At 61.9% G+C, this 21,528-nt stretch carries 19 protein-coding genes and 1 tRNA gene; 12 read left to right on the forward strand and 8 right to left on the reverse strand.

Annotated features, from left to right (window positions below; all coding sequences use genetic code 11):
• Window positions 1-10 precede the first annotated feature (10 nt).
• From JXQ94_RS01780 to JXQ94_RS01790, 3 genes are all read left to right on the forward strand, one after another.
• Window positions 11-676, forward strand: coding sequence for an alpha/beta hydrolase (locus tag JXQ94_RS01780; RefSeq protein WP_421922111.1), 666 nt, complete (start codon window positions 11-13; stop codon window positions 674-676).
• 226 nt (window positions 677-902) lie between these two features.
• Complete coding sequence (locus JXQ94_RS01785) at window positions 903-1,469, forward strand: HNH endonuclease (RefSeq protein ID WP_421922112.1); 567 nt, start codon at window positions 903-905, stop codon at window positions 1,467-1,469.
• A gap of 66 nt (window positions 1,470-1,535) precedes the next feature.
• Window positions 1,536-1,838, forward strand: a complete 303-nt coding sequence (locus JXQ94_RS01790) for an STAS domain-containing protein (protein WP_421922113.1) — start codon at window positions 1,536-1,538, stop codon at window positions 1,836-1,838.
• 47 nt (window positions 1,839-1,885) lie between these two features.
• On the opposite strand, the gene JXQ94_RS01795 is transcribed toward JXQ94_RS01790, so the two are convergent.
• The 5 genes from JXQ94_RS01795 to JXQ94_RS01815 form a co-directional block, all read right to left on the reverse strand.
• Entirely contained in the window at window positions 1,886-2,560 is a 675-nt protein-coding gene (locus JXQ94_RS01795; RefSeq protein ID WP_421922114.1) for a TorF family putative porin, read from the reverse strand.
• 14 nt (window positions 2,561-2,574) lie between these two features.
• Complete coding sequence (locus JXQ94_RS01800) at window positions 2,575-4,716, reverse strand: methyl-accepting chemotaxis protein (RefSeq protein ID WP_421922115.1); 2,142 nt, start codon at window positions 4,714-4,716, stop codon at window positions 2,575-2,577.
• Between the two features lie 237 nt (window positions 4,717-4,953).
• Window positions 4,954-5,529, reverse strand: a complete 576-nt coding sequence (locus tag JXQ94_RS01805) for a demethoxyubiquinone hydroxylase family protein (RefSeq protein ID WP_421922116.1) — start codon at window positions 5,527-5,529, stop codon at window positions 4,954-4,956.
• On the reverse strand, window positions 5,526-6,059 hold the full coding sequence (locus JXQ94_RS01810) for a disulfide bond formation protein B (protein WP_421922117.1): 534 nt from the start codon (window positions 6,057-6,059) through the stop codon (window positions 5,526-5,528). The genes JXQ94_RS01805 and JXQ94_RS01810 overlap by 4 nt, the downstream gene beginning before the upstream one ends.
• A 60-nt stretch (window positions 6,060-6,119) precedes the next feature.
• The gene (locus JXQ94_RS01815) at window positions 6,120-6,749 is read right to left on the reverse strand and encodes an exopolysaccharide biosynthesis protein (protein WP_421922118.1); all 630 of its coding nucleotides are present in this window, start codon (window positions 6,747-6,749) and stop codon (window positions 6,120-6,122) included.
• Window positions 6,750-6,909: 160 nt separating this feature from the next.
• Here JXQ94_RS01815 and JXQ94_RS01820 point away from each other — a divergent pair.
• Window positions 6,910-6,994, forward strand: a tRNA-Leu gene (locus JXQ94_RS01820).
• Window positions 6,995-7,101: 107 nt separating this feature from the next.
• Window positions 7,102-8,505 carry a tyrosine-type recombinase/integrase gene (locus JXQ94_RS01825; protein ID WP_421922119.1) on the forward strand — a complete coding sequence of 468 codons (1,404 nt, stop codon included), beginning with the start codon at window positions 7,102-7,104 and terminating at the stop codon, window positions 8,503-8,505.
• Here JXQ94_RS01825 and JXQ94_RS01830 read toward each other — a convergent pair.
• Window positions 8,502-8,990: a hypothetical protein gene (locus tag JXQ94_RS01830; protein ID WP_421922120.1), complete on the reverse strand. Its 489-nt coding sequence runs from the start codon at window positions 8,988-8,990 to the stop codon at window positions 8,502-8,504. The genes JXQ94_RS01825 and JXQ94_RS01830 overlap by 4 nt on opposite strands.
• A 75-nt stretch (window positions 8,991-9,065) precedes the next feature.
• On the opposite strand from JXQ94_RS01830, the gene JXQ94_RS01835 reads away from it, so the two are divergent.
• From JXQ94_RS01835 to JXQ94_RS01850, 4 genes are read left to right on the forward strand one after another with little or no spacing between them, the layout of a single operon-like run.
• The gene (locus JXQ94_RS01835; RefSeq protein ID WP_421922121.1) at window positions 9,066-10,616 is read left to right on the forward strand and encodes a type I restriction-modification system subunit M; all 1,551 of its coding nucleotides are present in this window, start codon (window positions 9,066-9,068) and stop codon (window positions 10,614-10,616) included.
• Window positions 10,613-11,833, forward strand: coding sequence for a restriction endonuclease subunit S (locus JXQ94_RS01840; RefSeq protein ID WP_421922122.1), 1,221 nt, complete (start codon window positions 10,613-10,615; stop codon window positions 11,831-11,833). Before JXQ94_RS01835 ends, JXQ94_RS01840 begins: the two co-directional genes overlap by 4 nt.
• Complete coding sequence (locus tag JXQ94_RS01845; RefSeq protein WP_421922123.1) at window positions 11,826-12,827, forward strand: DUF4268 domain-containing protein; 1,002 nt, start codon at window positions 11,826-11,828, stop codon at window positions 12,825-12,827. Before JXQ94_RS01840 ends, JXQ94_RS01845 begins: the two co-directional genes overlap by 8 nt.
• Window positions 12,824-16,036 (forward strand): type I restriction endonuclease subunit R, encoded by a 3,213-nt coding sequence (locus JXQ94_RS01850; RefSeq protein WP_421922124.1) that lies wholly within the window; start codon window positions 12,824-12,826, stop codon window positions 16,034-16,036. Before JXQ94_RS01845 ends, JXQ94_RS01850 begins: the two co-directional genes overlap by 4 nt.
• A 50-nt stretch (window positions 16,037-16,086) precedes the next feature.
• Here the strand turns inward: JXQ94_RS01850 and JXQ94_RS01855 are convergent, their stop codons facing one another.
• Window positions 16,087-16,968: a hypothetical protein gene (locus tag JXQ94_RS01855; protein ID WP_421922125.1), complete on the reverse strand. Its 882-nt coding sequence runs from the start codon at window positions 16,966-16,968 to the stop codon at window positions 16,087-16,089.
• A gap of 206 nt (window positions 16,969-17,174) precedes the next feature.
• Here JXQ94_RS01855 and JXQ94_RS01860 point away from each other — a divergent pair, with 206 nt between their 5' ends.
• Entirely contained in the window at window positions 17,175-17,822 is a 648-nt protein-coding gene (locus JXQ94_RS01860; protein ID WP_421922126.1) for a hypothetical protein, read from the forward strand.
• Window positions 17,823-18,300: 478 nt separating this feature from the next.
• Window positions 18,301-18,903, forward strand: coding sequence for a hypothetical protein (locus tag JXQ94_RS01865; RefSeq protein ID WP_421922127.1), 603 nt, complete (start codon window positions 18,301-18,303; stop codon window positions 18,901-18,903).
• Here the strand turns inward: JXQ94_RS01865 and JXQ94_RS01870 are convergent.
• Window positions 18,870-19,445, reverse strand: a complete 576-nt coding sequence (locus tag JXQ94_RS01870) for a recombinase family protein (protein WP_421922128.1) — start codon at window positions 19,443-19,445, stop codon at window positions 18,870-18,872. The genes JXQ94_RS01865 and JXQ94_RS01870 overlap by 34 nt on opposite strands.
• A gap of 1,134 nt (window positions 19,446-20,579) precedes the next feature.
• On the opposite strand from JXQ94_RS01870, the gene JXQ94_RS01875 reads away from it, so the two are divergent.
• On the forward strand, window positions 20,580-21,443 hold the full coding sequence (locus JXQ94_RS01875) for a YkgB family protein (RefSeq protein ID WP_421922129.1): 864 nt from the start codon (window positions 20,580-20,582) through the stop codon (window positions 21,441-21,443).
• Window positions 21,444-21,528: the final 85 nt, after the last annotated feature.

The raw sequence follows: 21,528 nt of genomic DNA on the forward strand, positions 1-21,528 counted from the left end.
GGAGCCCTTCATGACCCGACCCATTGACGGACCGCGCCTGGCGCCGCGCGACGGATCGAAGCCGAAAAAGCTGGTGATTTTCCTGCACGGCTATGGCTCGAATGGGCAGGACCTGATCGGACTTGGCCAGCACTGGGCCCGGGATTTGCCGCATGTCCAATGGGTGTCGCCGAACGCGCCGGACCCGGTGCCGGGCGCGCCGGACGGGTATCAATGGTTCCCGATCTCCAATCTTGATCCGGACCGGATCGAGGCCGGCGCGGCGAGCGCCTGGCCGATTGTCGATGCCTTCATCGACCAGGAATTGGCCCGCTATGGCCTGACCGAGCAGGACCTTGTCCTGTGTGGTTTCTCGCAGGGCACGATGTTGTCCCTGGCGACCGGACTGCGCCGTGAGCGGCCGGTGGCCGGGATCATGGGCTTCTCCGGGGCCCTGCCGGGCGGTGGACGCTTGAAGGAAGAAATGCGCGCCAAGCCGCCGATCATGCTGGTGCATGGTGACCAGGACGACGTCCTGCCGCTGGGCTTCATGTTCGACGCGCTGGAAAACCTCGCCGCCGCCGGCCATGGCGCGCAATGGCATATCTCCCAGGGACTGCCGCACTCCATTGGCGAGGACGGGCTGGATATCGGCCGGCAATTCATCGGCAATGCCCTGGCCGGGCGTTACCGCTGAGCCACACCATCTCGTCGTCATCGAGGTTCTTGCGCGCCGTCATAGGACTGACACGCGAACAGGGGTAACCTTGATTGAGCGTGGGATGTGAAATGATTCGCTGAAGCGGATCCGCGTCTTGCGCGCGATGGGAGGTGTGCTTTCAGGACTGTGGTCCGGAATACCCACCCCCTCCCGGACAGGCTCACCCCACAGGGTCGCGCCTGCCGCAGCGGGGGAGGTCGCCATGCAGGTGCTTGATCGGGCGCCGCAGGGATGGCCTTGTCTGGTCCTGAATGCGGACTACCAGCCCCTGAGCTATTGGCCGCTGTCGACCTGGCCGTGGCAGGAAGCGATCAAGAATGTCTTCCTCGAACGGGTGGCCGTGATATCGCATTATGCGGAGGTCGTGCATTCGCCCAGTTTCGAGATGCACGTGCCCTCGGTCGTCGCCCTGCGCGATTATGTCCACCAGAACCGCACGCCCGCCTTCACCCGGTACAATGTCTGGCTCCGCGACGGGTTCAAATGCGTCTATTGCGGCAAGCATGGCGTGGACCAGCTGACTTTTGATCATGTCATCCCGCGTCGCGCCGGTGGCAAGACCAGCTGGGAGAATATCGTCGCCGCCTGTGGGCCGTGCAATCTGAAGAAGGGCGGTCGCACGCCGCGTGAAGCGCGCATGCCGCTACCACGTCCGCCGCAACGGCCCTCCATGCATGAGCTACAGGCTCAGGGCCGCAAATTCCCGCCAAAATTCCTGCATGAGAGCTGGCTGGACTATCTCTATTGGGACATTGAACTGGAGCGGTGAGACCGGGATTGTAAAGTCTGGCAAATCTGATTCAGAATGCTATCTGGTGGCGTCAAGGAGAACAGCATGAATCGTGAAATGACCCAGACAGGCTCCCTGACGCGTGTGAGCTTCACCGGCGTCTGGACGATGGATGAATTCGAGCCGAACAAGGCCATGCTTGAGCAGTTGGAAAGCTCTGAAGCGAAGGCGGTCGAGTATGATCTTTCCGCGGTGCCCGCAATCGATTCAGCGGGTATCGGGATGCTGATCCTGGCCAATGACCGGCTGGGCAAGGCGGGTATCGATTTCCGGATTTCGGGGGCGCAGGGCGCGGTCGCACAAATCTTCGATGTGGCGAAGATCAGCGAGCTCATTACCGTGGTCTGAGACTGCTGACATGTCTGCGGGCCTGGGCCCGCAGACACACATGCCAGCTAGTTGCGGGTCAGGCTGTAGCTGATCGAAGCGACGAAGCGGCTGTCATCGATATCGCTGTCATGCCAGCGCGCACCGAGTGCGACCGGGCCGGATTGCCAGCTGACGCCCAGCTGCCAGTCTTCATAGTCAGCCCCGACGAGGTCATCGAACTGGCTGGTGCCATAGCGTGCATCGAGGCTCACTGCGTCCGACAAGGCCCAGGCAATGCCGGCCTCGAGATAGCTGGCGCTGCCGGTCTCAAGATAGAAGTCGTCGCTCCAGGACCATTTCGCGTCCCAGCTCAGATCGCCATAACTGCGCCCGACTGCTGCGTAGAATTCGTCGAAATCCTGATTGCCCGAAGCGCTGGGTGCGCCCGGATAGGTGTAGCGAATCCAGCCAAAATCGAGGTCGAAACCCGCCACGCTCGGAGCGTAGCCGGCATAGACATCCATCTCGACATCGGTGCCGTCACCAAAGTCGACATTCGAGCCCCAGACACCGACATAGAAGTCGCCCATGGAGACGTCGGCACCAAGCTGCAGCGCGGCGTCGCCATTGGTCTGCGTCACGCCCCGAAAGACATAATCGCTCGCCACTGTGGCGCTGAAATCGACTTCCTGGGCGCTGGCCGTGCTGGAAAGGATAGCGGCGGTCGCCAGGCCGAGAAGGCTTGTTGTGTATGATGTCATGATATTTCTCCAGATCAGGCGGCGCGCACGCCATCGAGGAAGACATTGACTTCCCGGTTCAACATTTCAGCGAGGCCGCTCAACTCCTCGGAGGCACCCAGGACCTGAGTGGCCGAGGCCGACGCATCCTCGATGGCGTGGGCGACATCAGAGATGTCATTCGAGACCGAACGCGTGCTCGAGGCAGCCGTCTGGATGTTCCCGGCAATCTCGCGTGTCGCGGCGGTCTGCTCTTCGACAGCTCCGGCGATCGAGGTCGCAATCTCGCTAAGATCACCGATCGACCCGGCAACACTGTTGATGGCGTTGGCCGATGTCTCGGTTGCGGCCTGGATGGAGTGAATTTGCTCGGCAATCTCACCCGTCGCGGCATCGGTCTGCGATGCGAGCTGTTTGACCTCTTGGGCGACAATGGCAAAACCCTTGCCGGCTTCGCCTGCGCGGGCGGCCTCAATCGTTGCGTTGAGCGCCAGAAGATTGGTCTGCTCGGCGATCTGCTGGATCAGCGCGATGACATCGCCAATCCGCTGCGCGGCGCGCGACAGATCCTGGACTTCGCTGACGGTGCGGTTGGCCTCTTGTTCGGCGGTCGCGGCGGCGGCGGTCGATTCGGCGGCCCGGCGGCCAATCTCGGCAACAGTTGCTGTCATTTCTTCGGTCGCCGCGGCGACGGATTCGACATTGCCGGTCGCGGAGGCGGCTGAGTGTGAGGCAGACTGGGCCTGATGCGTCGTGGTGCTCGACATTTGCGTCAACGCATTGGCGGTCGCGGTAAACTCGGTCGCAGAGTTGGAGACGGTCTCGGCTATCCCGGCGATCGTGCGCTGGAAGCCGGAAACCAGGACTTCCAGCTTCTCCTGGCGCTTCGCGTTCGAGGCGTCGATATCGGCCTGCTGCGTGTCCAGCTGGCGCTTGTCGACGAGGGCGAGACGGAAGCTCTCCACCGTCCGGGCGAGTTCGCCCACTTCGTCGCCGGCAGACTGGGAGGGGACGTCCTGGTCCAGATCACCATCCCCGATGCGGGCGGTGATATCGGTGATGCGCCGAATGGGCTGGGCTATGCGATTGGCCATGAACAGGCCCGCCAGCCCGATCAGCACGGTCAGCCCGGCGGTCAGGAGGACGCTGATCAGCTGGGTCTGGCGGGACGCCGCAAGGGCCTCACCAACACTTTGCGAGACCACCAGATTCCACCGGACTCCGGCGACATCTGTCGGGGCGAGGAAAAGATAGCTGTCCTCATCATGGAAGTCGCGCATCCGCGCGAACAGGGCTTCCCCGGTCTCCGCAGCGTCAAGCAGTCCGGCCGGAACAGCGTCGGTGAGGATGGAGTCCGAGCTGCCGAAACGCGGCGCTGTGCGCATCAGTCCATCGGCGCCGAACGCATAGGCATCGCCCGTCTCCAGTAGACCGGTCTCAGACCCCATCACATGGTTGAGCCGGTCGATCGGCATCTGGAAGACCAGAGCGCCGACCCGCGCGCCAGACGCGTCAAGAATCGGCGTCGCGATGAAGCTGGCTGGCGCGCCGTGACTGGGTGCATAGGGCTGGAAGTCGAAGAAATGGGTTTCGGAATCGCCACCGGCCATGGCAGCGCGGAAGGCGTTGCCGAGGTCCGTGTCGCGGTAGGGGCCCGCGTTCAGATTGGTCGCGTAGTCGAGTTCCTTGAAGACCGTGTAGACAAGGTTGCCTTCCTCATCGAAGAGGAAAATGTCGTAATATCCGCGCGCGCGCAGGAGCTGTCGGAACCAGGGGTGGTGGCGACCATGCGCCTCGCTGTAACGGCTACCGTCCGGCGCCTGGTCGAGGTTTTCCTTCTGTCCGGTCGGATTGGGATTGTCCTCGATATAAAGCTGCTGAAGGCGCTGGTCCGGAGCGCCGCCCAGCGCGTTGTAGCCATCGTGGAAGTCCATCAATGCGGCTACCGTATTGGGATTGGTCGCCGTCGTGCGCAGATCATCATCAATCTGCTCAATGTAGTCGACCAGCGCATTTTCCCGTTCCAGCGCGATCGCACTCAACCGTTGTTCAGTGGCCTCACGGGCGGCATTTCCGCCCTGGATTGAGGCTGCGACGCCAAGGGCAATGCCCAGGGTCAGGCAACCCGCCATACTGATGAGGCCAAACTTCAAAGACAGGTTGAGGCGGTTGAACATTGCTGATTCCTGTGCGTGGGTTCCCTGTCACGCACATTTCGTATTCAGTCTTAACAACCCGTTGCTTCGTGCAATTTGTCGTCCTTTGTCGGTGTTTTTTATCATGAATCCGATGATCGATAGTCGGCGGCCCCGGCCGGGATGCGAAGCGGCGGTGCCGTGCCCTGCAGGGCGCGGGGTCCTCTCATCGCGCTGATGGGGAATTGCACGCCACCCGACCTCGATCCGGCGGCCGGATCAAATCCGTTCGGAGACCTTGATGGCGACCCGGCAGCCGGCCTCGATGGCCTTGGAGAGCAGGGCATAGCCTGGCGCCTGTCTGGCACCTTCCTCGATCGCGAGGTCGCGGTGTTCAAGTTCTTCCTCGCGGAATTTCGTGAACAGGGCGGCCAGCTCTTCCTCGCCCATGGCGTGGAGTTCCTCGATCTGGCCGGCATAATGCTTTTCGATCACGCTCTCGACGGCTTCGGTACAGGCATGGGCGGCCTTCTCGCCCATCAATGCCGTGGCCGCGCCAAGCGCATGGCCGGCCACATCCCAGATCGGCGCGAGGGCGGTTGGGCGCGTGCCACGTTCGAAGATCAGTCGATCGAACGTGTCGAGATGATGTTGTTCGTCCGCTTCCATCTCTTCCAGCTGGCGGGCGATGCGGGCCTTGTGGGGCAGGCCTTTGAATACCGCGCGCTGACCTTGATAGATGGCCACAGCCCCGTATTCGCCGGCGTGATCGACGCGCACCATTTCCTCGACCCGGCGGGCATTCCGGCGCTTGCCGGGCAGGGGGGGCGTGGCAGCCGGGTCGTTTGCTGTCATGACTTCAGGCCTTTCAGCCCGACCAGCCCGGCGATTACGGCCATGCCGGCCGAGATCAACGCGTTGAAGCCTGCCATTGAAATGCCCAACAGGGTCCAGGCGGCTTCGTCGCACAGTACGACCGGCGGGCAGTCGCGCGTCGGATCAATCAGGCAGGACATGTCGAATTGCGGAATGCCGCCTGCCGTGGTGCAGGTTTCCGGACCCGGCCACCAGCCATACTCGACGCCGGCATGCCAGCCGGCAAAACCGGCCGAATAGATCAACACCGCGGCGATCACGAAAATCATCCAGGGGGCGGCTTTCGCCAGGGCCGGCCGCAGGATCAGGGCGAGGCCGAAGACGAGACCCAAGCCGATCACTGCCATGTGGATGTGGCGCTGGTCATAGCACAGGGCGCAGGGTGCATAGCCGCCGATATATTCAAACCCCCAGGCGCCCAGCATCAGCAACAGGGAGCCCCCGGCCAGCAGGAGCGGCCAGCGCGTCAGCGGGAACTGGGACAAGACCGGGTTCATGAAACGCAACATGACGGCATCACCTCACACGCGCACCGCGACCAATGCGCACACAGATTGCAGACCGGCGCGTCAGATCAGCGACCGGATGAAGTCCTTCAATACATCAGCTGCGGCCGCGCCGAAGAATGAAAACAATGTTATCAGCAGAAGGATCCAGGCGAGGCCGAGCACGAGCCCGGCCAGGACCAGTAGTCCGTCGCGGGTCAGAAGCCCCAGGGAGCCAATGACCAGAGCGATGCCCGGCGTGGAATTGGTCAGCGGCAGCGGGACCAGGATCGAGGCGCAGAACAGCACGAAGATGCCGCCCACCAGGCGTTCCGCCGTCGGACCGGACAGGGCGGTCAGGCGCGGCCGCGCCAGAGCTTCCAGCCAGCCGAACCATTTGCGCCCGCCGCGCGCCATCCGGGTCAGGCCCGCCTTCTCGATCCGCCGTGCCTTGAAACCATTGGGCAGCCAGGGTTCTGGCCGGCCCAGCATCATCTGAGCAGAGAGGGCCATCATGGGCAGGGCCATGACCTGGGGCACGCCATAAAGGAAGGGAATGCAGACCGGCAGCGCCATCGCGAACAGGATCACGCCGAAGGCCTGCTCGCCCAGCGCGTCGACGAATTCGCCCAGGCTCAGCCCGTCTTCCGGCGCCGTTTCGGCAATCTCTTCAAGCGTCCCGATGAGGCCGCGCTCTGCGTGTGTCTCGCTCATTGATGCCTTCATCCCCGATCGGGCCGCAGACTAGCGACAGCCGCAGACCTCTCCAAGCGGAATGGGTTGTTGACAGAGTGGGGGCGGATGGGCAGCTTGCGCCTCCGATTTTCCCCGCTCCACACAGCCTGCCCATGCAGGCCCGGACGGCGATCACAGGGCCCCTGTGGCGGAATTGGTAGACGCGACGGATTCAAAATCCGTTTTCTTCGGAAGTGCCAGTTCGAGTCTGGCCAGGGGCACCATAGTTCACAGAAATGTGGCTATATTTTTCAGCATCTTACGGCGCTGTGAGCTTGTATCTGGTACACCCGTTGGTACACGGGAGTGCGTAGTCGTGTGGGTTGAAGTGATGTTCTTGTTCAAGCGTGAGGGGCGGCTCTACTTTCGGCGAAGGGTGCCGGACGAGCTCCGGTCAATCATCGGTAAGCGTGAGTGGAAGGTTTCGCTGCAGCTGCGCGTCGGCAGTGAGGTTGATGCGATCCCTGAGATCAGCCGTTTGACGCGAGAGACCGACCGGATGATCCGGGATGCCGAGCGTGAGCTCGCGTCAGGGCTCTCGGCTGTGGAAGCATCCGAGGCTGCGTTTGAGTGGGCCAAGCGCAATGAGTTGCTCAAGGACGGCCTTGGTCGCCAGTCGGAGCCGGGGGAGTGGTCTCGCTTCGACAGGGAGCTTGAGGCTCTCATCGACCAAGTCCTCAAGCGGGCGAAACGCAATCACGAGGAGGAACTCAAGCAGTCCGACTACACTCAGGATGAGTGGATGCGTCTGGAGACGCTGCGGACCGGCGATCTCGTTGAGGTCCCTTGCACCGTCGGCATAGCGGCTGAGAACTACAACAAGTTCCACAAGAACGGGGACATGAAGTCGGCCGAGCGGACGGCTGTGCAGCAGTGGACCGAGTTTGCTGGTGACGGCCCACTTAACAAGATTAGGCGGCTGGATGTTCGGCGGTGGATCAAGCATCTCGCCGACGTGCGGGGCCAAAGCTACTCGACCATCCGACGACGGCTCTCATCTCTGACCTCGATAGTAAACAAGGCTATCAAGGACCTTGAGCTTCAATGTGCCAACCCATTCGCGGACCAAGATTTGCCGGAGGCGACAAGCGGCGATGCGACCGACCGCCTCCCCTTCCACACCACTCACCTTGAACTGATCGACCGGTATCTCCGAGAAAGCTCGATCAAGCCCGAGACGGGCGTCCTACTCCGGTTGCTCAGGGGCACAACCGCCGGGTCAAGCGAGATCGCGGGGCTGGAGTGGCGCGATGTGGATCTGGACAGTGATGCGCCTCACATCAAGATTAGGCCCAACAGCCTTCGTGGCCTGAAGAACAAGCATCGCCCGAGAGACTTTCCGCTCGTCGGCGACGCCTATGCAGCCTTGATTGAGTGGCGAGGGGAGGCCAACGCCCCGACCGGACCGGTTTTTTCCGAGCAGGCACGAAGCGTAAACGCGCTGTCGCAGCGTTTGAGCAAGGCGATCCGGGCTGCAGGCGTGCCGAAGTCAGAGCGGCTCGTACCGTACTCCTTCCGGCATGCCTTCGAGCAGGCCATGCGAGAGGCTTGTGTTGCGCCAGACCTCCAGCGTTACCTAATGGGACATGGCGAGAAATCGATGACAGACCGATACGGTGCGTCAAAGCCTCCCATGGAGCGGCTACAGGCGGCCGTAGAGAAGGCCTTGCCGTATCTGGGGAAGGTTGATCCGGGGAACTATCGGGAGGGTGAGCTGCCGCCGCGTGGCACCTAGTTGTCGTCCTGACGGTCTTTCTCGGCCGACATGATCCATAGGTAGACTAGGTATGACCCAAGGAATGCGAGCGGAACTCCAGTGAACCACGCAATCAATACGAACCAATCCTCAGCGTACATTCGCCAGCCGAACGGCTCAGTCGAGCGCACATAGAGCGTAAACGCAGCAGTGTAGACAATGAATGCGACTAGGGTGATGCGCCCCCGGCGAGTGTTCCAGCTAAAGTCGGCAAGCTGAAGGTTTCCAAGCCGGTTCGAAGAAGCAAGCCGGGCATAACAATACCGCGCCACTTTCCAACCGGCGATGCCGCAAAAGACAATTGCAAACAGCCACCCAGCTCCACGCGGCATCATGCGATGGCCTGACATCTCCTCGATGAGCGCGAACAGGAGAAGGATTAGAAAGAAGCCAAGTGCAGTGCCTGCTGCGGCCCCTACCAATCCGACTGTGACCCTCATAATCTTTTGAACGTGTTGTTGCATCGCCGCACTCCGCTTGCCTTGACGGCGGAAGAAACATCATGCTCAACCGTTAGTGTAATCAGAGGGGTGTCACAAGTGGTCGACAGTGAAGTAGCCAGCCGCCTGTGGGCCGCCGCGAACCAGCTCTGGGCGAACACGGGGCTTCGGCCTGCGCAGTTCTCTTCGCCTGTGCTGGGACTGATCTTCTTGCGGTATGCCGACACGATCTACACGGCGGCCGAAGCCGAGCTGGGGCCTGTGGGAACCGGGCGCGGGGCGGCGACGAAGGTGGACTATCAGGCGCAGGGGGTGATCTTCCTGCCGCCCGAGGCCCGCTATGGCCATCTGGCAGCGCTGCCTGAAGGGGCCGATCTGGGGCAGGCGCTGAATGACGCCATGAAGGCCATCGAGGCGGAGAATGAAGACCTCGCCGGAGCCCTGCCGCGCAGCTTCACCGAGATACCCAACCAGACGCTGGTTGAGCTCTTGCGCATCCTTGCGCCAGTGCAGCTCTCCGGCGATGCCTTCGGGCAGGTCTATGAGTTCTTCCTTGGCAAGCTGGCCATGGCCGAGGGGCAGAAGGGCGGGGTGTTCTACACGCCGGAGAGCATTGTCGACCTGATCGTCGAGATCGTCGAGCCCTTCCATGGACGCATCTTTGACCCGGCCTGCGGGTCCGGCGGCATGTTCGTCCACTCGGCCCAGTTCGTGGAGCGGGCGGGCAAGGCGGCGACCAGCGAGATCAGCGTGTTCGGGGTCGAGAAGGACCCGGTCACGGTCAACTTCAACAAGATGAACCTCGCCGTCCATGGCCTGTCGGGCGATGTGCGCGTCGCCAACAGCTTCTACGACCGGCATCAGGAGCTCTTCCCGCGTGTGGCGGAGGAGGGCGGGTTCGACTTCGTGATGGCCAATCCGCCCTTCAATGTGAAGGAGGTCGATCTGGCCCGGCTGGAGAAGGACAAACGCTTCCCCTTCGGCCTGCCCTCGACCAATAACGCCAACTACATCTGGATCAGCCTGTTCCACTCGGCCCTCAATGACCACGGCCGGGCAGGCTTCGTGATGGCCAATTCGGCTGGCGATGCCCGTGGCAGCGAGATGGAGATCCGCAAGAAGCTGATCGAGACCGGCGATGTCGATGTGATCGTCTCGGTCGGCCCCAACATGTTCCTGACCGTGACGCTGCCCTGTACGCTCTGGTTCTTCGACAAGGCCAAGTCCAAGGGGCCACGGGCCGATCAGGTGCTCTTCCTCGATGCCCGTCACACCTTCCGCCAGATCGACCGGGCTCACCGGGATTTCACGCCGAAGCAGATCGAGTTCCTCGCCAATATCGTCCGTCTCTGGCGCGGCGAGGACATCATGTTGTTCCAGAAGAGCGATGCGATGTTGGCCGAGCACGGTCTCTCGGATGGCTATGCCGATGTGCCGGGGCTGTGCAAGGCTGCCAGCCGGGCCGAGATCGAGGCTCAGGGCTGGTCCCTCAATCCTGGGCGCTTTGTGGGAGCGGCTGAGGGCGAAGATGACGAGGTCGAGTTCGGGGCGCGGATGGCGGAGTTGGCTGAGGAGTTTGAAATTCTCAGCGACCGAGCAGAGGCACTCCGCGCCGACGTTGCCCTCAACGTGGCCGAGGTGCTTTCGTGAGCGCGAGCAAAGGCGGGAGTGTCAATCGCGAGTTGGGCGAGCTTGTGAAATTCGTTGGAGGTCAAGCATTCCCTCGAGATGAGCAGGGCGGCCGATCCGGCCACGTGCCGTTCATCAAGGTCCGGGACATGAATGCGTCACCGAACGAGTTCGCGATCCATGCAGCAGATCACTATGTGACAGCCGACCAAATTCAGCGTCTGAAGCTGAAGCCGCATCCTGCGGGAGCGGTTGTTTTCGCCAAGATCGGCGAGGCCTTGAAGCACAACCGCTTCAGGAGATTGGTGAGGCCTACTGTAATTGACAACAACATGATGTCCGCCCGCCCGGTTGATGACGCTCAGCTGGACACTGTCTTCCTCTCATTCTTACTGCCGACCCTTCATCTCCCGCAGTACGCGACCGGCACGTCTGTCCCATTCTTTTCAGTCAACACGCTCAATCAAGTCCCGCTCACGCTCCCCCCACTCCCCATCCAGAAGCGCATCGCGGCGATCCTGTCGGCCTATGACGATCTCATCGAGGTCAACACGCGCCGCATCGCGATCCTCGAGGAGATGGCCCGGCGGATCTATGAGGAGTGGTTTGTGCGCGGGGCTGATCCGGAGTGGGGCAACGTGCCACTGTGTGAGATCGCGCAAGTAAACCCTGACGCGCTGAAGCCGAAATCCGCTCCAAGCCATATCAACTACATAGATATCGCCAGCGTCTCGCCCGGAAGAGTGGACGTGATCCAGCGCTTAGCATTTCAAGACGCCCCGGGGCGGGCACGTCGGCTTGTCCGGGATGGTGACACCATATGGTCGTGCGTTCGTCCGAATAGACGATCCTTCGCATACCTGTTGGACCTGCCCGACCGTTGCGTCGCGTCGACAGGCTTCGCCGTGCTGAGGGCCTCACGAGTGCCTTCGTCATTCTTGTTCTGCGCAGTCACCACTGACCAGTTCGTGAAATACTTGGACAACGCCGCAACAGGCGCGGCCTATCCAGCCGTGAAGGGCTCTGACTTCGAAGCCGCAAGTCTCGTGGTTCCCCCCGAACAGAAGATGCAAGAGTTCCACAGCTTGGTCCAACCGATGTTGGGCCTGAAGTCTTGCCTGCTCCAACAGAACGCCAACCTCCGCGCCCAGCGCGACCTCCTCCTGCCACGCCTCGTCTCCGGCAAGCTGGACGTCTCCGCACTCGATGTCGCCGAACAGGACCTTGCTCATGCCTGACCTCCCTCTCAGCCAGATCACCCGTGTCGACGTCCGCAAGGCGTGGCCACACGAGGCGCATGACTTCACCCGTTGGCTGGCCGAGGACGAGAACTTCCAGACGCTGGCCGATGCGCTGCACTTCTTTGAAGCCGAGGTGGAGGCGACCGAGGCGGCGGTTGGTGACTTTTCGGCTGATATCATCGCGCGGGATCGCGAGGGGTTGATCCTGATCGAGAACCAGCTGGCCCAGACCGATCATACCCATCTTGGCCAGATCCTCACCTACCTCGCCGGCTTCGACGAACCGGCCCGCGTGGTGTGGATATCGACCAAGGTGCGCGAAGAGCACCGGGCGGCCATCGACTGGCTCAACGCCCACACGCCGACCGACTTCGCCTTCTTCGCGGTGGAGCTGGAGCTCTTCCAGATCGATAGTTGCCCTGCGGCACCGCACTACTACGTTGTGGCCAAGCCAAACGAGTGGAGCCGTCATGTGTCTGCACGTGGGCGTCGCCTTGCCGCTGAGGGGCTGACCCCTGCCTCGAAAGTCTACAAGGCACTGTGGGGCGAGCTGAACGCCTATCTGCTGGAGCATGATACAGCCCACCGGGACAAGGTCCCCACGACTGCGATGTGGTGGTCTTTCTCCATTGGCCGCGCCGGGTTCAACTTGGCGACGCTGGCTAGCGTGCAGGATAGCCGCATCGCCTTTGAGCTCTATTGCGGAAACGACCCCGAGAAGCGCGGCTTTGACCAGCTCTACGCTCAGAAGGATGCTATCGAAGCCGAGGTCGGGCAATCGCTCTCATGGGAGCGGATCGACAACAAGACAGCGTGGCGCGTCATCATCCGGCGGCCTGATTGTCCGCCTGACAAAGAGGACAGGTGGCCGGAATACTTCACGTGGTACCTTGAGACGATGCAGGGCTACCGCCGGGCTTTTCAGCCGCGCATCGCCAAGCTTGATCTGAGCGCGGGCAGCCGCGCTGACGACGATGGTGAGCCTGCATGACACCGGGCGACGATGACATCCTCTACCCCGAGCACCACAGCCAGCTGAGCCACAGCGGCTGGGCCGAGGATGATCTCGTCAAGAAAGCGGCCATGGACCTGCTGGCCGGTGTCGGCTGGCGCGACCAAGACGACCTGATGCATGAATGGGCAGGCGACACGTCGTCCGAAGGTCGTCGCTCGATGCGCGAGGTTGTGTTGGTGGACCGCCTGCAGCCAGCCTTGGTCCAGCTGAACCCTGACATGCCCGAGATCGGCATCGAGAAGGCCATCGAGGTGCTGACCGAGGACCGCCGGGCGATGCCGCCGGTGGATGCTGCACAGGCCTTTCACAAGCTCCTGAAGGCGGGCGTGAAGGTCGAAGTGCCGGGGTCTGATGGCGGCTTCGAGACGCGGACCGTCCGGGTGATCGACTGGCAGTCGCCAGAGGCCAATCACTTCTTCGCCGCGACCGAATTCTGGGTGAAGGGCGAACTCTATAACCGCCGGGCCGATGTGGTCGGCTTCGTCAACGGGCTGCCCTTGCTTTTCATGGAGCTGAAGGCCCCGCATGAGAGCCTGAAGAAGGCGTATGACGACAATCTGACGGCCTACCGCACCGACATCCCGCAGCTCCTGACGCCCAATGCCATCGCGGTGTTGACCAATGGCACCCATGCCAAGCTGGGCTCGGCCTTTGCGCCGTGGTCCCACTTCTATGAGTGGAAGAAGGTCGACCGTGAGGATGAAGAGCCCAAGGTCAGCCTTGAGCGCCTGATCCGCGGTGTGGCGACGCCCGAGCGTTTGCTGGACCTGATCGAGAACTTCACCGTCTTCGAGACCGACCGGGGTGGTCTGGTCAAGAAGGTGGCCAAGAACCACCAGTACCTCGGGGTCAACAACGCGGTGGAGGCCGTGGCCGGGCTGGACGAGACCAACCGGCAATTGGGTGTCTTCTGGCATACACAAGGCTCGGGCAAGTCGCTTTCCATGGCCTTCTTCGCGGGCAAGGTTTTGCGCACGATGCCGGGCAGCTGGACCTTCGTGCTGGTCACCGACCGGACCGAGCTGGACGAGCAGATCTACAAGACCTTCGCCGCCTGCGGTCTGGTCACCGAGACCGAGGCGCATGCGGGCAGCGTGGCCGAGCTGCGCCAGCTGCTGCAGGAAGACCATCGCTTCGTCTTTACCCTGATCCACAAGTTCCAGACCAAGGGCGGCGAACCGCACCCGGTGCTTTCCGAGCGCAGCGACATCATCGTGGTGACCGACGAGGCCCACCGCAGCCAGTACGACACGCTGGCCCTGAACATGCGGCGGGCGCTGCCCAACGCCGCCTTCCTTGGCTTCACCGGCACGCCCCTGATGGCGGGCGAGGAACTGACCAAGGGCGTCTTTGGCGACTATGTCTCGATCTACAACTTCACCCAGTCCATTGAGGATGGCGCGACCGTCCCGCTCTACTACGAGAACCGCATCCCCGAGCTTCAGCTCGACCAGTCGGCCTTCAATGACGAGGTGCAGGGCATCTTGGAGGCAGCCGAGCTGGATGAGGATCAGGAGAAGGAGCTCGAACGCAAGCTGGGCCGTGACTACCACCTGATCACACGGCCGGATCGCCTCAAGACCATCGCGGAAGATCTGGTCGAGCACTTCCTTGGCCGCTCCAAGCGCGACAAGGCGATGATGGTCTGCATCGACAAGGCCACGGCCGTGCGGATGTACGACAATGTCCAGACCGTCTGGGCCGAGCGAACCGCCGACGTCGAGGCCCGTCTGGTTGCTGCCCGGGCGGGCGCGGCGAATGAAGAGGCGGACGCACTCGCCGACGAGCTGGAGGTACTGCAGACAACCGACATGGCGGTGGTCGTCTCCTCGGCCCAGAACGAGGCCGCTGAGCTGGCCAAGAAGGGGCTCGACATCGTGCCTCACCGGGTGCGCATGCGGGACGAGAAGCTCGACGAGAAGTTCAAGGACCCGGACGATCCGCTGCGCCTTGTCTTCGTCTGTGCGATGTGGATTACGGGCTTCGATGCCCCGTCCATCTCGACCGTCTATCTAGACAAACCGATGCGCAATCACACCCTGATGCAGACCATCGCGCGGGCCAACCGGACCCTGAACGACAAGCAGGCAGGCTTCATCGTCGACTATGTCGGCGTGTTCCGGAACCTGCAGCTGGCCTTGGCGATCTATGGCCAACCAACCGGTGGCGGTGACAGTCCGATTGTCGACAAGGCCGAGCTGCTGGCCCATCTCGCGGTCCTGATCGAGGAGGTCCGGGAGTATTGCCTCGGGCAGGGGGCGGACCTTGATGGCGTGCTGGCCTCTGCCCCGGGATCGCCCCAGCGGCTGGAGGCCTTCGCGGCAGCCTATGACGCCCTTGTGTCACCCGGGGATGTCCGTGGCGGCTTCATGCGCTCTGCGCTGGATGTGATCCGGGTGTATAAGGCGATCCTGCCGGACGAGCGGGCTGCACCGTTCGCGCCGATGGGCTCGCTCCTCTCCGCACTCGTGAAGCGGCTGCGGGCGGAAGTGACGCGGCCGGATGTCGACACGGTGATGGGGCAGATCGAGGCCCTGCTGGACGAGACCATCTCGGCCGAGGACTACCGGCTGAAGGCGCAGGGCGAGCAGCCATTGCTGGACCTGTCGCAGGTCGACTTCGATGCTCTCCGGGAAAAGTTCGCGGGCGGGCGTAAACGCAGCGAGGCTGAACGGCTGCGGGCCCTGCTGGAACGCAAGGTCCAGGCGATGGCCAAGCTCAACAAGTCCCGGCTAGATCTGGTGAAGAAACTTGAGGCGATGATCGAGCGTTACAACTCCGGTTCCCAGAACATCGAGAGCTGGTTCGAGGACCTCGTGAAGTTCGCCCAAGAGCTGACCGAGGAGGAAGGCCGGACCATCCGTGAAGGGCTCAGCGAAGAGGAACTCGCCATCTTCGACATCCTCACGCAGCCCGAGCCGGTCCTGACCGACAAGGAGCGTGAGCAGGTCAAGTCGGTGGCGAAGGACCTGCTGGCGAAGCTGAAGTCCGACAAGCTGGTGCTCGACTGGTGGAAGCGTCAGCAGACGCGCTCGGCCGTACAGTCCCTGATCAACCGAACGCTGGGGAAGTCGCTCCCCGAGACCCCGTTCACGGACGAGATCTACAACGCCAAGTGCGAGCTCGCCTACGCGCATGTGTACGAGGCGTATGGCGGGGCCGGGAGAGAGGTCTATGGCGAGTAAGGGAGCCGGAAAGGGCCATTATGGCCCTCTAAGGGATAGCCCTTGGCGGTTCAGAAGTCGTACCCGTTGTCTCGCTCGTCCGTCCACGCGTCCAGCTTAGCGTTGCGGTCCTCCTCCCAGTCCGGGCTCTCCATTAGCATTGATGGCAACCCGTTGTGGAGCATCCGGATGGCCATGGCGAACGCGTCCGGGTTCTTCTCCAGCTTGTCGCTGAAGTTCTTCCGCAATCGGGCGTGGAGGTCGTGGGCCAGCTTGGTCACCCAGTCCTCATCAATCTCGATGCTTTCTTCAGGGCCGCCGAAGGATGCTTGAAGGACCTGCTGCCAAGGATACGTCGACAGACTTTGCTTCGTGAACTTGTCGGGAAATTTGGCGAGCAACTCGCGCAGGCGGCTCCTCATCTTCTTGACCTGAGACTGGCTCAGGTCGGCCTTGGCCATAACCTCTTTCACCTTGAGGTCAGTCAGGCAGACCAGACGCCAACCGGCTGTCGACTTGTCAGTCTTCATGAGCGACAGCGTGGTCTTCACGTTCCGCTCCGTGGCCTCTGATACGGCTTGAAGCGCGGAGCCTTCGAAGGTTTCGACCGGAATGCTCCTGTCTCGCCAATGTTCCGAGCTTCTGTAGGCCGCCAAGCGGTGGTGCCCGTCCACGACGAACCATGATTGGCCGGACCAGTACACGAGGATGGAATCGAGGGCCTGCTCCCCGCGTCTCTCCAAGACCTTCCGGAGTTCCTCGGCGTGGTAGGGGTCAACAGTGTCATCACCCAGCGTCCGGGGTTGGAAGGCAGCCGGTAGAACATCGATGGTTGAGTGAGGGAGGCGACCGTCGATAACCGTCGGAGTGGGACTGCCGCCAGCTTGCTTGTGCAGGTCCAGAAGCTCCAACGCGGACGTGATGTCTGTGGGTTGGCTGTCGTCGTCTAGCATATTGGAAGCCCTCTACCTTTGGGCAGATAGATCGCCCGGTTGTTTCGCCTGTGTCGAGCCTCCCCAGTGCGTTTCCACATGATACTACTGCGTTGGCTGGCCTGCTGGCTCGAGCAGCGCTAGTCACGACGCGTTGGTCCGAGTGAGCACTGCCTATGCCTAGCCGAACACCGAAAGTCTCCGAAAGGGCGAAGCTGCCCAACCACATGTATACCTACTGCCGCGTCGTCGGCTGCCCACACCCGGCGCGCGCTGGCACGGCCAAGGGCCTCGACACGCGTTTCTGCCGCAAGCATGCGGATCACTACTCGCGCCATGGCAGCCCCTACAAGCGGTCCTACACGGCCAAGGAGCTGGCCCCGCACAGGAAGGCCGCCCGAGGGTGGCTGAAGGCGAACCTCACGGACCGATGGGTCGAGAATGCTCTCCAGCGCATCAGGGGCCTGTATGACCGCTCAGGGCCTCATGTGGAGGCCTACAGGCTTGCTGGGATGACACCCCAAGAGCGATCACGGGCAGCGTGGGCGAGGCTCAGGGCGGCCGGAGTGGACCCATTGAAGGTGCTGGAGGCGTGGCTTGTGGTCGACCGGATGATCACCGCAGACCCTCAGCCCGTCGAGACTGTCGAGTTCCGCCGGGTGCAGGCCGCAAAGACCGTCCACCGGCTTGCATCAGGTTCCCACAAGCGTTGGGTGCGGGAGGTGCCGAGGATGGTCGGTGTCGCGAACATCCCGATCAAGGAAGTGACAGAGCTGCACAAATATCCGCACAGCCGGGGCCGGGTGCTGCGGCTCATGGGGGCCGACATCGAGGAGGCTTGTGGGCTTGTGAAACTTCCAACAATCGTTGGGTAGGTCTCTTGCCTAGCGTTCAAGCGGAGGCCAGCTGGGGGGCAAGGAGATCGCTATGACCAACGAAGGCCTAGTCCTGAACCACCTTGTGTCTCACCCGGATGCTGTGTGTGACGATTGCCTGTCGAGCCGACTTGCCATCACGCCTCGGCAACAGGTGAACCAGATAGCCAACTCCCTAGCTCGACAGGGGCGTATCCGTCGGTACAAGGATAACTGTTCCAGCTGCCACGGGGTGAAACTGCTGAACGCCTCGCAGTAGACAGGTGCTATCTCGACGTCCCTGTCGCGTCAGCCGGGTCCAGCGTTGCCGCGCGTCCAGTCCGCGAGGCGTTCGGATGTGATGGCGAGTATCTGCGTCCCGCTGACCGCGCTCGTCGCTGCTACGAACGCGTTGATGGTGGCCTCTCCACTGCCCGGAGCGGTCACAATCGTATAGCCTTGGAGCTGCCGTAGATATCGAGCGATCTGGAGAACACTAATGCTGCTATCCACCCTGCTGATCAATTCACTTGTGCAAGCTGCCGCTCAGTCGGAGGTGCCGAACCTGCATCCTGATGCCGTGATCGCGGACTACATCATCGCTGACAGCTGTTTCGATGATGCAGATGTGGTTCGTGTGTATCTGGACCACGTGGTCGATCAAGTGACTGACGGACGAGCGGTCCGCCTCCACTCCCCATCTCGCAACGGCCGGTACCCTGCCGAGTTCATCATGATGACAGTTGCAGTCGCCGGTGCGGGGAGGCAATGCTCGGCAGCGATTAGCCTCCAGGACGCCTTCACAGTGGACGATGATCCAGCAGTGGCCCTCGTCGACTCTAGTTACATCGTCGCGCACATTTTTGAGCGCAACGACTTGTCTGATCTCGCTGAGTACGTTCGGGCGGCGTTGGGGTATCGATGGAACTCTCCAGCCATAGAACTCAGCAGGCTACGAGGTGACGCTCGGCCGTTGCCGGACTACGCCATGCCACCGCGGTCAGTCGAAGCACGGCAAGCCAACACGGCTTCAGGGCCTCTCGATTTCCCCGGCCAAACGGTCCAACATCACCCGCTTGTTGAGCCTAACGAGCAAGATTGATCGCGCTTGATGCGCTGCACGCTGGACCGGCTGATGCCAAGGGCCTCGCCAACCGCTGCCTCAGTAAGTCCCTCTCCAAGCAGCCGCAGGACGTCGTTGGCCTTCCGCCGTGCTGTCGGTGCGCGCCCCTTGTATTTGCCCTCGGCCTTCGCCTTGGCGATACCCTCTCGCTGGCGCTCCAGCATGATCTCGCGCTCGAACTCGGCCACGGAGCCGAGAATGCCAAGCATCAGCTTCCCGGTGGCCGAACCTGTGTCCAAGTCCATGGCAAGGATACGCAGGGCCGCTCCTCGCGCCCTGACGCGCTCCACGATCTCCATGAGGTCACGGATGGATCGGGCAAGGCGGTCCAGCTTGGTGACCACCAGCACGTCGTCGTCGCGGAGGTAGTCGATGGCGCTGTTCAGCTCGTCCCGCTTCTTCGTGGCGGAGACCTGTTCGGAGAAGACCTTGTCAGCCCCAGCGGCCTCAAGGTCCCTGACCTGCGCCTCCAGTCCAGCCTCTTGGTCGGCAGTCGATGTCCTTGCGTATCCGATGATCATGCGTCGCTCCTCAGCCTCACTAGGTTGATTGACCTTGTGATGCTAGCGGCGTCATAAGTCAACGGGGACTTGTGTGACGCCTCCTGTGGAGGTCGGCCGGGAGCGTCACTAGGGCAAGGTCTATTGAGGTGGTGGCGCAGCCTCGCTGACCGAAAGCACCCAGCCAGTTATGCAAGCAACTAGATAGAGTGACATTGGGCCAATGATAAACCAGAGCAACGAGAGTGTGATCCACCCGGCCCCGTTGTAACCCCAGTAAATGCCAATGAATGTTACACCAAACCCGTAGAGGAATGCCCATGCCACTGCGGCGAGCCAGTAAACGGCAACGAGAACTACCAAGAAGCGAGCAGAGGCTTTCGAGGCGAGGTTGCGACGAACCCAGACAGCAGGGCGGAGGAGAAAGTTGGACAATGACATGCTGTATCCATGGGAACGAGGGGACAACCTCAACGATACCAAGAAAGCTATTGAAGTCACAAGCTTGGAGTGAAATGAGGCAAGTCCCCCGTTGAGGGAGAACGGTAGGAACGGGTGGCGGTCTTGTTTTGTTGCAAGCGATGTAGTTGCCAGCGCCGCTGGAAATGAGACTGTAGGGCGTGAGGGTGGCGCCAATGTTAGGTCGGCCGACGCATAGGGGGTTGAAAGACTGACCTATCGGGGCCCCCAAGGGGGGGAACACGCCGCCGGTCTTGTCATTTATAGGCGCTCAGGTTCCTGAACAAAATCCGATCTGCCTTGCCCTGTGTCACAGAGATCTGGTACACGCAGAGCAACATTAGTCGGTGTGCCACACGGATCGGCATGGCGTAACGATCTGAAAACTCAGTGCTTCACGGAGTGACCAAGATTGGTCTTGCTCCGGCCAGGGGCACCATTCCTGATCTCACCGCCGTACGCGTCGCGGACGCCTCTGACGGGGCGGCACATGGGCGCCGGGCTTGGTGACACGGCAATTCGCTTCGCTCTTGCTTTTTGTCAACTGGCCGTGAATGGCGCTGAGCCGCCTACCTGACAGCATCGTCATCAAGTCCTTGAAATCGGCCCTCGTCAGTCCTCCTTGCTGGTGCTAGCCTTCTGTTTCGAGCCTGGACGGAGGCCTGTGTCTTGCTGTCGCCTGGAAATGCGTTGTTGGTGGCCCGCCTTGCTCTGGCGGTGATGTTCCTGTGGTTCGGGGCGATGAATTTCACCGCCGTGGGGACGCAGATCACCGGCAGCTGGATCGAGGGGCATGCCTTTCTGTCGGGCCTGGCCGGCCAAGCCGGCTCAGCGGCCAAGACACTCGGGGTCTATCAGATCATTGCCGGCATTCTCATCGGTGCCCCGATCCCGTCGGGCAGTTTCCGTCGGATCGGTTTTGCGATGAGCGGACTTTATGCGGCGATGGCGCTGACAGTCCTCTTCACCAATCCGGTCTGGATCGAGGCGGCGGGTGGTTTTCCGGCCATCGGGTCCGGCCAGGGCATTCTCAAATACATCGCCATCCTGGGCCTGTCCCTGTGGGGCGGGAGTTTCGAGAATTCCCGCATGTTCGCCCAGCGGCATACCGACATGCGGCTGTGGAGCCAGCCAGTCATGTGGCTGGGCCTGGTTCTGGTGCTGGGTTGGATCGGCGGCATGAAATTTACCGCGGTCGAAGCCGCCGGCATCGAACCGCTGGTGCAGACCTCGCCGGCCTTTGCCTGGCTGCTCGGCCTGATGTCGTTGCAGACCCTGTCCAATCTCATTGGCATGATCGAACTGATCACCGTGGTCGGACTGATCGGCTACTGGTTCAACACGACCTTGTTCCGGATGGGGCTTTACCTGGCGATATTCACTTTCATCCTGACCCTGAGCTTCCTGATCACCTTCCCGGGCAGCTGGGCGGGCGAGCTGGGCGGTTTCCCGGCGCTGGGGCGGGCGGGTCATTTCCTGCTCAAGGATTTGCCCTTGCTGGCGGTCTGTCTGGCCATGCTGTCCGAGACCGGTCGCCAGGGCACGCTCAGCCGTCGCTAGGCTTTCGGCCGCCCCTCGCTTGACGCGGGGATCCTCGGTAATCTTTTGAAACATGTGATCACACTTGCGGCGTCAGCGTCTGGCC

It is taken from the genome of Maricaulis maris, from assembly GCF_049116555.1.
GTDB lineage: Bacteria > Pseudomonadota > Alphaproteobacteria > Caulobacterales > Maricaulaceae > Maricaulis > Maricaulis maris_C.